Genomic DNA, 13125 nt, shown 5'->3' with positions numbered 1-13125 from the left:
GCGCGGAAGGGGCCCGTCTGGCGCGGACCTCGCATCCCCCCGCGCCGTCGTCGTCAGTTCAGGCGACGCTGGCCGGCCGTGTCGCGGTACCAGTCGAAGGGCCCGTCGCCGGTGGCGACCATCACGCTCTTCACGTCGAAATGGTCGTTGAAGCTCTCGATGCCGCATTCGCGGCCGAGCCCGCTGTCGCCCACCCCGCCCCAGGGCGAGGCCGGGTCGAGACGGTGGTGGTCGTTGATCCAGACGATGCCGGCCTTGACGGCGTGCGCCACCCGGTGGGCGCGGGCGACGTCGCGCGTGCGCACGGCCGCGGCGAGGCCGAAGGGCGAGTCGTTGGCGAGCCGGAGCGCGTCGGCCTCGTCCTCGAAGCGGGTGACGCTGGTGAACGGCCCGAACACCTCCTCTTGGAAGATGCGCATGTCGGCGCGCACGTCGGCGAAGACCGTCGGCTCCACGAAGTAGCCGCCCTCGAAGCCCGGCACCGTCGCGGCGCGGCCGCCCGCGACCGCGCGGGCACCCTCGTCGCGGCCGTAGCCGACATAGGCCAGGACCCGCTCGCGCTGGCGCTCGGAGATCACCGGACCGAGCTGGGTCGCCGGATCGAAGGGGTCGCCCAGGCGGATCGCGGCGGTCTTGGCCGCGAGCCGCTCCACGAACTCGTCGTAGATCGAGGCCTGGACGAGATGGCGGCTGCCGCACACGCAGGTCTGGCCGGCGCCGATGAAGGCGCCGAAGGCCGCGTAGTTCACCGCCCGCTCGACGTCGAAATCCTCGAACACCATCACGGGGGTCTTGCCGCCGAGTTCCATGGTCTGGTGGGCGAAGACCTTGGCGGCGGCCGAGCCGGCGATCCGGCCGGCCTCGGTGCCGCCGGTGAGCACCAGCTTGTTGATGTCGCGGTGCTCGGCGAGCGCCTTGCCGGTGGAGGCGCCGAGGCCCAGCACGATGTTGAACACGCCCGGCGGCAGGCCGGCCTCCGTGAAGATCTGCGCGAGCTTGAGCGTCGTGAGCGGCGTGTACTCGGACGGCTTGACCACCGTGGTGCAGCCGGTGGCCAGAACGACCGCCAGCGACTTGCACAGGATCATCAGCGGGTGGTTGAACGGCGTGCAGTTCGCCACCACGCCGATCGGGGTGCGGCGGGTGTAATTGAGGTAGTTGCCCTCTACCGGGATCACGTCGTCGCGCCGGGCCAGCGCCACGCCCGCGAAGTAGCGGAAGAAGTCCGGCAGCCGGGAGAGTTGCGCCCGGGTCTCGTTCACGGGCCGGCCGTTGTTGGTGGTCTCCAGCCGGTAGAGCGTGTCGAGGTTGGCCTCGAACGCATCGGCCAGGCGATTGACCAGCCGGGCGCGCGCCCGGAGATCCATCCCACCCCATTCCTTGCCCTCGAAAGCGGCCCGGGCCGCGCGCATGGCCCTGTCGACATCGGCGGGACCTGAATTGGGAATCCGGGCGATCACCGCGCCGGTCGCGGGATTGCGCACGTCGATCAGCGCGCCGTCGCCGGCCTCGACCTCGCGGCCGTCGATGAAGTTGCCCCGTGTCTCGACCGAGGGTGCCGGCGCGTGCAGGGTCATGGCGTCTCTCCCGTATCGTTTCGAACCGCGTCCCGGGCTTCGTGCCTGAGGCGGCGCTGCTCAGAGGACGATCGCGCTGCGCGCCAGCGCGGTCAGGATCCGTCGCTCGGCCTGGGCAACGTGCGCGCGCACGAGGCGCCGCGCGCCGCGGGCGTCGCGGCGCTGGAGCGCGTCGATGATGCCGGCGTGCTCGGCCACCAGCTGCGCCGGATCGCGCCCGCGAATGCCGTCGAGGCTCACGCGCACCAGCCGGTCCGCCTGCTCGACGAGGTCGCGCACCGTCGCGGCCATGCGGCGGTTCCCCGACGCCTCGGCAAGGGCGATGTGAAAGGCGCGGTTCTCCGCGATGAAATCGGCGCCGTCGGCGACGGTGCGGAACGCGTCGAGCGCGTCGAGAACCGCATCGGGCGCGTTGGCCGCGGCCTCCGCCGCGCAGGCCGGCTCGAGGGCGAGGCGCATGCGCAGCAGATCCCGCGCGTCGGCGACCGAAATTGCGTTGATCTGATATCCCTGCCGCGCGTGAACCGTCACGAGGCGCTCGCGCTCCAGGCGCAGCAGCGCCTCGCGGACGGGCTGGCGGCTGACGGCGTAGCGCTTGGCTAGTTCCTGCTCGCGGACCTCCGCACCGGGCCGGAGTGTGCAGGCCAGGATGTCGGCGCGGATCGCCGCGTAGATGTTGTCACGGAGCAGCACGGCGGCCTCATTGGATCGACACATGCTGCCATTCGTGAAATATCACGTCAACTGTATTGCGACTGCGCGCGTCGGATGCGACAGCGGGCTGAAGGCGTCGGCAGGGGCGGTGGGGAGGTCTTGAATGCAGGCGTTGGTCGCGGAGGAAACCGTTGCGGTGCGGGAGTACGGTGCCGGGCCGCCCCTGATCCTGCTGCACTCGCTGCTCGCCGACGCCACCAGCTTCGACGCGGTGGTCCCGGTGCTCAGCCGTGACTTCAGGGTCCTCGTCGTGGACCTGCCGGGCTTCGGCGGTTCCGCGCCTGTCCCGGGCGGTCTCGAGGCGGTCTCCGACCGGGTCGGAAAGGCGGTGCGCGCGGCGACAGGCGGGCGGGCGGCGGCCGGGCTCGGCAACGGCTACGGCGGCTTCGTGCTGCTGCTCTGCGCCCTGCGCCACCCGGACTTGTTCGACCGCCTCGTCTTCGCGGATTGCGGCGCCTGCTTCTCCGAGCCGGGCCGCGAGGCCTTTCGCGGCATGGCGCGCGTGGCGGGCGAGCGGGGGCTTCCGGCCCTGGCCGAGACGGCGATGCGCCGCCTGTTCTCGCCCACGTTCCAGGCCGCCCATCCGGCCTTGATGGCCGAGCGGCGGGCCGCCTTCCTGCGGACCGACGTCGGCGTGTTCCAGAATGCCTGCGCGGCCCTGGCGGGCCTCGATCTGCGTCCCCGGCTGGCCGAGGTGCGCGCATCCGCCCTGGTGCTCGTCGGCGAGCACGACGAGGCGACGCCGCCGGCCATGGCGCGTGAGCTCGCGTCCGGGCTGGCGGATGCCCGGTTCGTGATGCTGCCGGACTGCGCGCACGTCCCGCAGCTTCAAGCCCCGGCGATGTTCGCCCGGGAAACCTTGGACTTCCTTCAGCGCTGACCTGACCGGCGCGCGTTGGGGCTGGCCGGCCGTCGCACCCGTCGGACGTGAGCGCGGCGGGATCCGATCGGACATCCGCCTCGCTCACGGGACGCGCGCGGAGCAGCAGATGCTCGAGCGCCGCCGCGATGCGGTCAGAGGAGGCCGGACCGGACCTGGCGCGGGCACGCTCATGCCCGCCGCCTCGTTCAGCTGCGTCGATCGTGGCGGCCGACGCACCGCCCGATGTCCGCGGCGAGGCCGGCGGACCAACGATCCGGGCCCGCGCGACCGGCGCGACGACCCGCCGATCCTGACCGTTGGCGCTTCAGGCCCCTGCAGGGCTGCCGTCACCTTGGCCGGGGTGAACGGCACGGACCGCACGCGCACGCCGGTCGCGTCGAAGACCGCGTTCGACACCGCCGCCGGCACGATGGCGGCGGACGGCTCGCCGGCGCCCCACGGCTTCTCGGTCGGCCGGTCGATCCGGTCGAGCACGACCTCGGGCACGTCCGGGAAGGTCAGGGCCGGGTCGCTCGACCCGTCAAGGCTCGCCACGGCGCCGCGATCGAAGGTGACCTCCTCCAGCAGCACCGGACCCTGTACGAACGTCGACCCGGACCACCCAGCGGGGGCTGATCACGAACGCTCGTCACCCTTCGTTTCAGGGTACGTCGGCGGCAATCCACGCCTGCACGGCTGGGCGGGCTTGCAGCCGCTGCCGGTACGCGATGAGCGCCGGCGTCGATGGTCGCGCAATCGGCGTCAGGAGCCATCGTTGGAGCGAAAGGCCGACCACCACGTCGGCCAAGGTGAAGGTGTCACCGATGACATAGCCTTCGGTGTCGGCCAAGTGCCGCTCCAAGATGAGCATCAAGTCGTTCCACCGCTCTGCGCTCCGCGCCATCGCAACCGGATCATGCCTGTAAGCAGGGTTTTTTCTGACCAAGCCCAGGAAGGCCGCCTGCCAAGCACAATTCAGATCTCCAGCCTGCCAGTCCATCCACTTCTCGACGGCGGCACGCGCGAACGGATTGTCGGGCAGAAGATCATGCCGGCCCGATCTCGCAACCAGATATCGGCAGATCGTATTGCTCTCCCAGAGGACCCCCTCCGCGCACACGAGAACGGGAACGAGTCCATTCGGGTTGAGGGATCTGAACTCAGGGCCTTGCGTGTCTTTGGTCAGAGCCCAGTCGTTCTCATGTTCGAAGCTCAACCCGGCCTCGGCCGCGGCCCAAAGAACCTTACGGACGTTGATCGAAGTCGAGCGGCCGAGAATGCGCATCATGACCTTGCCTTGGCATAAGACATCTGATCCGGCCATCCGGTGCGGCCCGTCAGAGCCCACCGACCGCGGCCTTCGCCGGTGACCGGATGTGCCGCTCAGGTCTTTCTGATGTTCCAGAGAATGGGAAATCCGAGAACCCGGCCTGTCAGATTGCGCCTGAAAGACGTCATGGACCGATAGGAGCCGACCGGTACGTAAACCACTTGGTCGAGCGCGACCCGCTGCATCTCCGCGCAGAGCGCCTTGCGCGCTTGTGCATCCACAGCGGCGAACCAGGCGGTGCGGAGTTCCTCCAGCTTCGGAATCGACGGCCAGCCGAACCAGGCACCGGCGCCGTTGGCCCTGATCGGGTGAAGCGCGGCCGGATCAGCATTGTCGAACGACGAGAACGTGGTCAGCAGCACGGACCAGCCGCCCCTGTCGACGGGCTCGCGTGAGACCCGGCGCTGGATGACCGTACCCCAGTCGCTCAGGGCCAGATCCACGTTGAAGCCGATCCGGGGCAGCAGATCGGCCGCGACCTGGGTGATCGCCGAGGGCGCCAGGATGTCCGTCGGACCGATCAGCCGGACCTTCGCACCGTTATAGCCCGCAGCTTTCAGCGCCACCTGCGCCTTCTTGAGGCTCCGCGGCCCCGTGAGCACCTCCATGCCGACATCCGTCGCCATCGGCGTTCCGGGCGTGAAGATCCCGCACCGGTCGTCATAGTTGGCGGGATCATCACCGGCCACGGCTGCCATGAAGTCGCTCTGGACGATGGCCGGCAGCACCGCCCGGCGCACCTCGACGTCGTCGAACGGCGGGTGCAGGTGGTTCATGCGCAGGATGGCCGGATTGGTGAAGCGGTCGAGCCCTTCCACGACGATGTTGCGATTGCGGGCGAGGAGCTGCTGGAGTTCCGGCGGCGGCTGCTCGTACCAGTCGATCTCGCCGTTCTGCAGCGCGGCCGCCGCAGTGGCGCCGTCGGCAATGATCTGCCACTCGACCCTGTCGAAATGGGCGACTTTGCCGCCCGCGGTCAGGCTCGGGGCACCGGGAGCGGGCACGTATCCTGCGTGCCGCTCGTAGACCATCAAGCTGCCCGAGTTGAACTCGTCCGCCTTCCAGCGGAACGGCCCGGAGCCGGTGGCGTCCGTGATCTGCTTGAACGGATCCGTCTGCGCGATCCGTTCCGGCATGATGAAGGCGGGTTGGCTGACGCTCGCCAGCGCGTTCGGCAGCAGCGGGAACGGCGCCTTCAAACGGAAGACGATGCGAGCATCGCCGTCGTGGCTGAGCTCGTCCGTCGCGGCCATCAACGTCTGGCCGAACCCGTTCCGGGCGGCCCAGCGCCTGATGCTGGCGACGCAATCCCGCGCGAGGACGGGGGTGCCGTCATGGAAGCGCAGCCCTTCGCGGAGGGCGATCGTCACCTTCCGCCCATCCTGCTCGATCCGGTATCCGGCCGCCATCTGGGGCTGGGGCTGCAGGTCGGCATCGAGGCCGAACAGGGTATCATAGACGATATAGGCGTGATTGCGCGTGACGATCGCGGTCGTCCAGATCGGGTCGATGGACGTCACGTTCGCCTGGGGCACCATGCGCAGCACTCGAGCATCCTGCGCTCGGCCGACGATCGGCGCTGCAAGTATGGAGGCACCTGCGGTGAGGAATGTGCGTCGCTTCATTGTGGCCCCGGCGAGACGCGCCAGCATAGCAACCGCCAGACCAACATGAGAGCACGCGCGCCATATCTTTGCGATCGCTGCTGCACGGCCTCCCGATTGTGGCCGAGGAACGGCCCGCGAAGCGCCCGGCCTATCAGTCGAGGGCAACGGTGAAGATTGCTCCGCGCATCCCGGATCAGTGCGGCATGCGGCCGCTATCGGCCACCCTTGTTAGCGAGCGCCGCTGATCAGACTGCCCTGAAGCGGATGTTGCGCGGGCCTGCGCTGGCTCGACTGCGGACGTTGACCGCCGACCGCAGGCGGACGATCCGCAATGCGCCCGGTGCAGTCGTCGGACGTCCTCAACGACACAGCTGAAAGCGGAAACTTCTCGAACCGTGGAGCCGGCCTTTCCGCGGAGCTTCTCTGACGTCGGTACGGCCCATCGCCGTGGGCCGAGAAAGGGCGGCGATCAGGATCGATCGCCACCCCTCCCTGACGACGCGATGCAGGCAGAGCCACCGAGACTTGGTGCTCCCGGCGAGCCGGTCACGCGGGGGCGCCCAGCGCGACCGGTTGGGTTGCACGGCGGTAGATCAGGAGCGTGGCGACGAGGCCGCACGCCCCGCCGAAGGCCATCCACAGCCCGGGGGCCGCGCGGTTGCCGGTGGCCTCGATCAGCCACGTCGAGACGAGGGGTGTGAAGCCGCCGAGCAGGGCCGTCGCCAGCGAGTAGGCGAGGGAGAAGCCGGCCGTGCGCACGCTCGCCGGGATCACCTCGGTCAGCGCCACCACCATCGCGCCGTTGTAGCTGCCGTACAGGAAGGACAGCCACAGGAGCGCGATCAGCATGTTGCCGAAGCTCGGGCTGGCCACGAGCCAGCCCAGCACCGGGTAGGCGGTGAGCAGGGTCAGCGCCGAGAAGACGAGCAGGATCGGCTTGCGTCCGATCCGATCGGACAGCGCCCCCATGATCGGCAGCCAGAACAGGTTCGACAGGGCGGTGCAGAAGGTGACCAGAAGGCTGTCGGTATCGGACAGCTTGAGCACGGCCTTGCCGAAGGTCGGGGTGTAGACGGTGATCGTGTAGAAAGAGATCGTCGTCATGCCGACGAGCAGCATTCCGAGCAGCACGATCTGCCAGTTGCGGGCGAGCGAGCCGAACACCTCCTTCATGGACGGCCGGTGCTTGCGATTCAGGAACTCCTCCGTCTCCTCCAGCGAGCGCCGGATGTAGAACAGGAACGGCACGATCGCGCAGCCGATGAAGAACGGGATCCGCCAGCCCCAATCGTTCATGTCGGCGGGCGAGAGGGCGTGGTTGAGGATGAAGCCGATCACGGCGGCGAACATCACAGCGACCTGCTGGCTGCCGGACTGCCAGGACACGTAGAAGCCCTTGTTGCCGGGGGTGGCCATCTCCGACAGGTAGACGGAGACGCCGCCGAGTTCGACGCCGGCCGAGAAGCCCTGCAGCAGGCGCCCGACAAGCACCAGGAAGGGCGCGAACAGGCCGATCGTGCCGTAGCCCGGGACGAAGGCGATCAGGATCGTGCCGGCCGCCATGATGCCGAGCGTGACGATCAGCCCCTTCCGGCGGCCGATACTGTCCACGTAGGCACCGAGGAAGATCGCGCCGAGGGGCCGCATCAGGAAGCCGGCGCCGAACGTCACGAAGGTCAGCATCAGCGAGGCGAACTCGTTGCCGACCGGGAAGAAGGTCTTGGAGATGTAGGTGGCGTAGAAGCCGAACAGGAAGAAGTCGAACATTTCCAGGAAGTTGCCGCTGGTCACGCGCAGGACCGTGGCGACTTTGGAACTCGACGGATGGGCCTGTATCATTGCTGTCTCCCTCAGGCGCCGGAGCGGTCGCAACCGCACGAGGGAAGCGTCGGTTCGGATCGGCTGACGATCGCTCCTGGCGATCGGGCTGCAGCCGCAAACCAATCCTCCCATGTATTCGCGCCGACTTCGCAGCGCTTGAAGCCGCTATACGCCGGTCAACCTGTCATGAAGCTGTCGCGGGACCCGAACTCAGCGGCCTTCCACGGCACGCCGCCAGCGCCGCAGCATGCGGGCGTGAAGGATCTGGTCGAGGTTGGCCAGCAGCTCCGGCCCGACCGGGACCGGCCGCAGGGCCGGGGCGGAAGCGACCGGGTCGTCGGCCCGGCGGGCATCCGTCCGGGCCGGTGTGAGCGACCGGGAGGCAAGGCGCTCCTGGCCCTCGCGGGAGAGCATGTAGTCGAGGAACAGCCGGGCGGCGGCGGGATGCGGCGCAGTTTTCGCGATGAAGGCGATCCGCGAGACGAGGAGCGTGTAGTCTGTGGGCAGCACGACGCCGATCGCCGGATCCTGCTTGGCCCGCTCGAGGGCGTAGGCGCCGAACACCCCGTAGGCGAGGAGGGCCTCGCCGTCGGCGATCCGGTCGAGCATGGTCTCCGTCCGGGTGTAGAGCTTCACGCCGGCCTGCCCGAGGGCGGAGACGAGGTCCCACGTTCGGGGCGTGACGTCCGCGTCCTGCGCGAGGATGAGCGACCCGACACCGCTCCGCTCCGGATCGTAGGCGACGACCTTCCCCTTCCAGGCCTCCGGGTGGTCGGTCAGGAATCGGATCAGGTCGGCGCGGGTCTGGGGTATACGTTCCGGCGGGAGGAGCGTCCGGTTGTAGGCGATGGCGATCGGCTCGGCCGTCACGCCGAAGGCCTCGTTGCGCCACACGGCCCAGGCCGGCAGGGAGGCCGCCTCGGGGGATGCGTAGCGGGCGGCGTAGCCGTCGTTCACCAGCTTGATCTGGCGGTCCATGGCGGAACTCCACACGATGTCCGCCGTACCCGCGCCGGCCGCCGCCTCCTCCACGAAACTGTCGTACAGGGTCGCGGAGTTCATCTTGGTATAGGAGACCGCCACGCCGGGATGGGCCTTGCGGAAGCCCGCGATGAGGTCGGCGACCTCGGCCTCGTCGGTTGTCGCCCGCACGACCACGACGGTCTCGCGGCGGGCCGTGGCGGAGCCCGCGTCCTCGGCCGCCAGGGGTGGTTCGACCTGTGCCGCAGCCGGACCGAGGCTGACCGCCAGGAGCAGGAGGAGGCCGACGGCATGGCGGGGACTCAACAGTATCTCCTCCTTGGATGAGGCGGATGTCCTGCACGTTCACCGTGCGCGGACCGGGCGAAAATGCTAAACCTCGCGTGCCGCTCCGGCCAAGACGCTCGGTGACGGGAGGAGCATGCGCGTACTGGTCGTCGAGGACGATGCCGCCCTGGCGCGTGGCCTGATCTCCGCCCTCCGGCAGGGCGGCTACGCCGTCGATCACGAGGCGGACGGTGCCGACGCGGTGCGGCTCGCGACGAGCGAGCCCTACAGCCTCGTCATCCTGGACCTCGGCCTGCCGGGCCTGCCGGGCTTCGACGTGCTCAAGGCCGTCCGGGCGGCCGGCTCGACGGTTCCGGTCATGGTGCTGACCGCGCGGGACGCCATCACCGACCGGGTCCGAGGGCTCGATCTCGGGGCGGACGATTATCTGCTGAAGCCCTTCGACCTCGCCGAGTTCGAGGCGCGGGTCCGGGCCCTGGTCCGTCGCGGCCAGGCCGTCCCGAACCCGATCCTGCGCTGCGGCACGCTGGAACTCGATCGGGCGGCAGGCACCGTGACCCTCGGCGGGGTGCCCGTCGCGTTGCGGCGCCGGGAACTCGCCGTCCTGACCATCCTGATGACGCGCGCCGGGAAACCCGTCCCGAAGGAACGGCTCAGCGCGGAGATCTTCGGTTTCGACGAGGCGGTCGCACCGAACGCCCTCGAACTCTACGTCGCCCGCCTTCGGAAGAAGTTGCAGCCGGACGGTCCTGAGATCCGTACGATCCGTGGCCTCGGCTATCTGCTGATGCCGGTGTGACCCAGCCGCGCGCGCCCTCGATCCGGCGGCGCCTGCTCGTCCGCATGCTGCTCCCGGCCCTGGCGCTCGCGCTGCTCCTGGGCTTCGCCGGGGCGCTCGTGATCCGGAACGTCGTTGAGACGACGCACGATCGCCTGCTCGACGGGTCCGTCCTGGCGATCGCCGAGAGGTTGACGGTCGATGACGGCGAGGTATCGGTCGACTTGCCCCGCGTCGCCCTCGGGATGCTCGAGAGCCAGGCACAGGACCGGATCTATTACAGCGTCACCTATGGCGGGGCGCTGGTGACCGGCTATCGCGACCTCGCAGACTTGGACGTCGATTCGCTTCCGCCCGGGGTGACGACCCATCGCGACGGCATCGTCCGAGGGGCGAGCGTGCGGATCGCTGCCCAGGCACGGCGGGTGTACGGGAAGCCGAGCGCGGTCCTCGTCCAGGTCGCTGAGACGCGCGAAGCCCGCCAGGGCCTGGAGCGACGCCTGCTTGCCGGGCTCGCCCTCGCCGAGCTGGGGCTGATGGGCTTGATCGGGGCCTTGTCCTGGTACAGCATCGACAGCAGCCTGAGGCCGCTGACCCGGCTGAGCGAGGCGATCAGCCAACGGGCGGTCCCGGGGGCGATCAACCTGCAGCCGCTCGATGTGGCCGGGGTGCCTCGCGAGGCGCTGGCCCCGGTGCTCGCCCTCAACACGCTGCTCGAGCGCCTGGAGCAATCGATTGCGGGGGAGCGCACCTTCACGTCGGATGCCTCGCACCAGCTGCGGACGCCGCTCGCCGTGCTCAGGATGCACGTGGACCTGCTCCGCAGGCTCACGCCCGGGGAACCGGTCCAGGCCGCAGCGATCGACGATATCGACGGAGCCGCGCGGCGCCTGGAACGCCTCCTGGCGCAACTGATCGCGCTCGCCCGCGCCGATGCGGGCGTCGCTGGCACGGACGCCCCAGTGGCGATCACCGACCTGAACGACATCGCGGCCCGTGTGGTCACGGAGCAGGTGCCCCACGCCCTCGCGCGCACGGGCGAGATCGTGCTCGATCGCCCCGACGGCACGGTACCGGTCGTGGGCGATCCGTTCATCATCGGCGAGATCCTCACCAATCTCGTGGACAATGCGATCCGCTACAACCGTTCTGAAGGCACCACCATCGTCCGCGTCCGGCGTACGAAGATCGGCGCCTGCGTGGAAGTCGAGGATGAGGGCCCGGGCATACCCTTGGAGGTGCGCGAGAAGGTCTTCGAGCGGTTCTACCGGGTCGCGACGCGAGACGGTCCGGACGGCAGCGGCCTCGGGCTCGCGATCGTTCGAGCCCTCGCGGATCGGATCGGCGGAGCGGTCACGCTTGCTTCCCGTGCAGGCAGGTCGGGATTGATCGCGCGGGCGAGCTTTCGGATTCCGTAGTCGCTGCACGGGACGAATTCCTGGAACCGTCGGGTTCGGGCATGATTTCATTCGCGCGCGGATGACGGGTCACCTTTGTCGTGTGCAACGGGGGCGCCGCGCTTTCGCGTGCGGTCAAGTCAAAGCGGCAATGGCAGGCCGCTTTTCCAGGGAATCGCCGTCGAAGCAGACCGACCCAAAGGTCCGGAAAGCCGACATCTCTAAAGATCACCCGTCATGCAAGACATGTATCCGCTCAGCGTCGACTTGATCGCTCCCTCGCAGCCCAAAGACAATTCTGCGAAGGGCCTCGGAATATAGCGGCCAAGGACTCTTGCCAGCCATCGGACATTTCGGAGAGGCCGTCAGGCCGGACGCAGGCATCACCATCTTCGCCGCCCTGCTCGGTGCAACGCTGCTGCCGGCGTCGGACAGAGGTCCGGTCGAGGCCAGCCTCGTGCGGCCGCTCAAGTCGGAGCGTCGAAGGGGCTCATGACCACGTCGCAGCAAGCGGACGTCCTGGGTCGTATTTGTCAAACATCATCCGAGCCTCACGCCCCGTCTCTCAATCCGGCTGCACCAGATAGATCAGCACGCCGAGCACCGTCATGGCGAATCGGAAGGCCGATTCCTGGCCGTTCCATGTCTTGGACATCCACATACCAAACCACTCACCGCCGATGCCGAGGAACCCCGCCTGCCAGATCAGGAATCCGGTGCTGAGTCCGACGATGGCCGGCGCTTTAGCGCGCGCGAAACGGGGACCGGCCTCCGTCAGGTGCCGGAGCATCTGAATCGCGCCGAGCCATATGGGCAGTGCGGCCAGAATCTCACCCAACACAATCAGGATGAAGGCAAGCCATTGCAGCTCAGGATTGATGATAGCTCGATTGTGAATACTGTGATCCGGGGAAATTGTGTCCATCGACAGAACATGCTGCACGAACGCCAAATTCAGATCCGGATCTACGATATTCCCCAAGGCCACCAGGCTGCAGGTCAGGGCGATCGCGGCAACCAGGGCAATTTTGGATAGGCGCAACCACATGCCTGAGCCTCCAGTGGCGGAATAGGCTCCCGGCTTCGGACTTCGCGGCCGCAACCTCCGGGACGGGCCCTCGGCGCGGGCGGCGGGATCGGACGCGTGCGGAGCGTGGGGATCTAGCCCTTTGTCGCGGATGCCGGCGGTACGGGGAGAATGATCTCGGCGGCGACCTTCCAGTCCGTCCCGACGCGCAGCCAATTGATGATCATCAGAAACGGTCTGGGCGTTCCGTCCTGTCCCGCGTACGAAACGGTGATCTTCATCGGCACGTAAGACTCCGCGACGTCGTGCGTCAGTCCGACCACCATGAGCTTCGAATAATCCGGCTCGAGCACGACCGGACCGGAGCTGCCGATGTCATGCAGCTTTTGATCGATCGCTTCGTTGCCCCAATAGCCGGCCCAGTTTCCCTCGGCCGGGTTCGCGCTCTTCGCCACCAACAGGGTTGTCGGCGATTGCCAGAACATATCATGCAGAGATTTGAAATCGTGCTTGTTGGCCAGTTCCATAAGCCGACTGAACTGCGATCTGATCGCATCAACACTCGTAGAATCCAGAGGCTCCGCCTTGGCGGCCGATGCTCCCGCGGCAGCCGCAGTGAAGAGAGCCGCGGCGGTGACGCTGGCAAGACAGTTCTTGAACATGCCGGAATTTCCTTTCCCATTTCGAGCCTGTCGGCCCGGACAACCGAACGACGGACCCTGTCTGCGTTGCGGTCCCGCAGT

At 68.2% G+C, this 13125-nt stretch carries 11 protein-coding genes and 1 pseudogene; 3 read left to right on the top strand and 9 right to left on the bottom strand.

The window, feature by feature from the left end; translation table 11 throughout:
- Positions 1-53 precede the first annotated feature (53 nt).
- Complete coding sequence (locus tag JOE48_RS00545) at positions 54-1577, bottom strand: aldehyde dehydrogenase (RefSeq protein ID WP_210025893.1); 1524 nt, start codon at positions 1575-1577, stop codon at positions 54-56.
- A 60-nt stretch (positions 1578-1637) separates the two neighbouring features.
- Positions 1638-2270, bottom strand: a complete 633-nt coding sequence (locus tag JOE48_RS00540) for a GntR family transcriptional regulator (RefSeq protein ID WP_210025891.1) — start codon at positions 2268-2270, stop codon at positions 1638-1640.
- A gap of 124 nt (positions 2271-2394) precedes the next feature.
- Here JOE48_RS00540 and JOE48_RS00535 point away from each other — a divergent pair, with 124 nt between their 5' ends.
- The gene (locus JOE48_RS00535; RefSeq protein ID WP_210025889.1) at positions 2395-3171 is read left to right on the top strand and encodes an alpha/beta fold hydrolase; all 777 of its coding nucleotides are present in this window, start codon (positions 2395-2397) and stop codon (positions 3169-3171) included.
- Between the two features lie 315 nt (positions 3172-3486).
- On the opposite strand, the pseudogene JOE48_RS00530 reads toward JOE48_RS00535, so the two are convergent.
- From JOE48_RS00530 to JOE48_RS00510, 5 genes and pseudogenes are all read right to left on the bottom strand, one after another.
- Positions 3487-3744: pseudogene (locus JOE48_RS00530) on the bottom strand (xanthine dehydrogenase family protein molybdopterin-binding subunit); the annotation flags it as partial.
- A 70-nt stretch (positions 3745-3814) separates the two neighbouring features.
- A complete protein-coding gene (locus JOE48_RS00525; RefSeq protein ID WP_210025887.1) occupies positions 3815-4441 on the bottom strand; it encodes a glutathione S-transferase family protein in 627 nt (208 codons plus the stop codon).
- Positions 4442-4536: 95 nt separating this feature from the next.
- Entirely contained in the window at positions 4537-6108 is a 1572-nt protein-coding gene (locus JOE48_RS00520) for an ABC transporter substrate-binding protein (RefSeq protein WP_210025885.1), read from the bottom strand.
- A gap of 528 nt (positions 6109-6636) precedes the next feature.
- Positions 6637-7929, bottom strand: a complete 1293-nt coding sequence (locus JOE48_RS00515; protein ID WP_210025883.1) for an MFS transporter — start codon at positions 7927-7929, stop codon at positions 6637-6639.
- Between the two features lie 192 nt (positions 7930-8121).
- Positions 8122-9198, bottom strand: a complete 1077-nt coding sequence (locus JOE48_RS00510) for an ABC transporter substrate-binding protein (protein ID WP_210025881.1) — start codon at positions 9196-9198, stop codon at positions 8122-8124.
- Between the two features lie 115 nt (positions 9199-9313).
- Here JOE48_RS00510 and JOE48_RS00505 point away from each other — a divergent pair, with 115 nt between their 5' ends.
- Positions 9314-9979, top strand: coding sequence for a response regulator (locus JOE48_RS00505; RefSeq protein WP_210025879.1), 666 nt, complete (start codon positions 9314-9316; stop codon positions 9977-9979).
- Positions 9976-11376: a sensor histidine kinase gene (locus JOE48_RS00500; RefSeq protein ID WP_210025877.1), complete on the top strand. Its 1401-nt coding sequence runs from the start codon at positions 9976-9978 to the stop codon at positions 11374-11376. The genes JOE48_RS00505 and JOE48_RS00500 overlap by 4 nt, the downstream gene beginning before the upstream one ends.
- A 544-nt stretch (positions 11377-11920) precedes the next feature.
- On the opposite strand, the gene JOE48_RS00495 is transcribed toward JOE48_RS00500, so the two are convergent.
- A complete protein-coding gene (locus JOE48_RS00495; RefSeq protein ID WP_210025875.1) occupies positions 11921-12403 on the bottom strand; it encodes a DUF2165 family protein in 483 nt (160 codons plus the stop codon).
- Positions 12404-12516: 113 nt separating this feature from the next.
- Complete coding sequence (locus JOE48_RS00490) at positions 12517-13044, bottom strand: hypothetical protein (protein WP_210025873.1); 528 nt, start codon at positions 13042-13044, stop codon at positions 12517-12519.
- Positions 13045-13125: the final 81 nt, after the last annotated feature.

It is taken from the genome of Methylobacterium sp. PvR107, from assembly GCF_017833295.1.
Classification (GTDB): Bacteria; Pseudomonadota; Alphaproteobacteria; order Rhizobiales; family Beijerinckiaceae; genus Methylobacterium.
This window is presented reverse-complemented; position numbering and strand designations above follow the sequence as displayed.

Bases quoted from the DNA above. Each gene is read 5' to 3' on its own strand.
- JOE48_RS00515 (WP_210025883.1), bottom strand. From the start codon at position 7,929: ATGATACAGGCCCATCCGTCGAGTTCCAAAGTCGCCACGGTCCTGCGC.
- JOE48_RS00535 (WP_210025889.1), top strand. From the start codon at position 2,395: ATGCAGGCGTTGGTCGCGGAGGAAACCGTTGCGGTGCGGGAGTACGGT.
- JOE48_RS00505 (WP_210025879.1), top strand. From the start codon at position 9,314: ATGCGCGTACTGGTCGTCGAGGACGATGCCGCCCTGGCGCGTGGCCTG.
- JOE48_RS00495 (WP_210025875.1), bottom strand. From the start codon at position 12,403: ATGTGGTTGCGCCTATCCAAAATTGCCCTGGTTGCCGCGATCGCCCTG.
- JOE48_RS00520 (WP_210025885.1), bottom strand. From the start codon at position 6,108: ATGAAGCGACGCACATTCCTCACCGCAGGTGCCTCCATACTTGCAGCG.
- JOE48_RS00525 (WP_210025887.1), bottom strand. From the start codon at position 4,441: ATGATGCGCATTCTCGGCCGCTCGACTTCGATCAACGTCCGTAAGGTT.
- JOE48_RS00545 (WP_210025893.1), bottom strand. From the start codon at position 1,577: ATGACCCTGCACGCGCCGGCACCCTCGGTCGAGACACGGGGCAACTTC.
- JOE48_RS00490 (WP_210025873.1), bottom strand. From the start codon at position 13,044: ATGTTCAAGAACTGTCTTGCCAGCGTCACCGCCGCGGCTCTCTTCACT.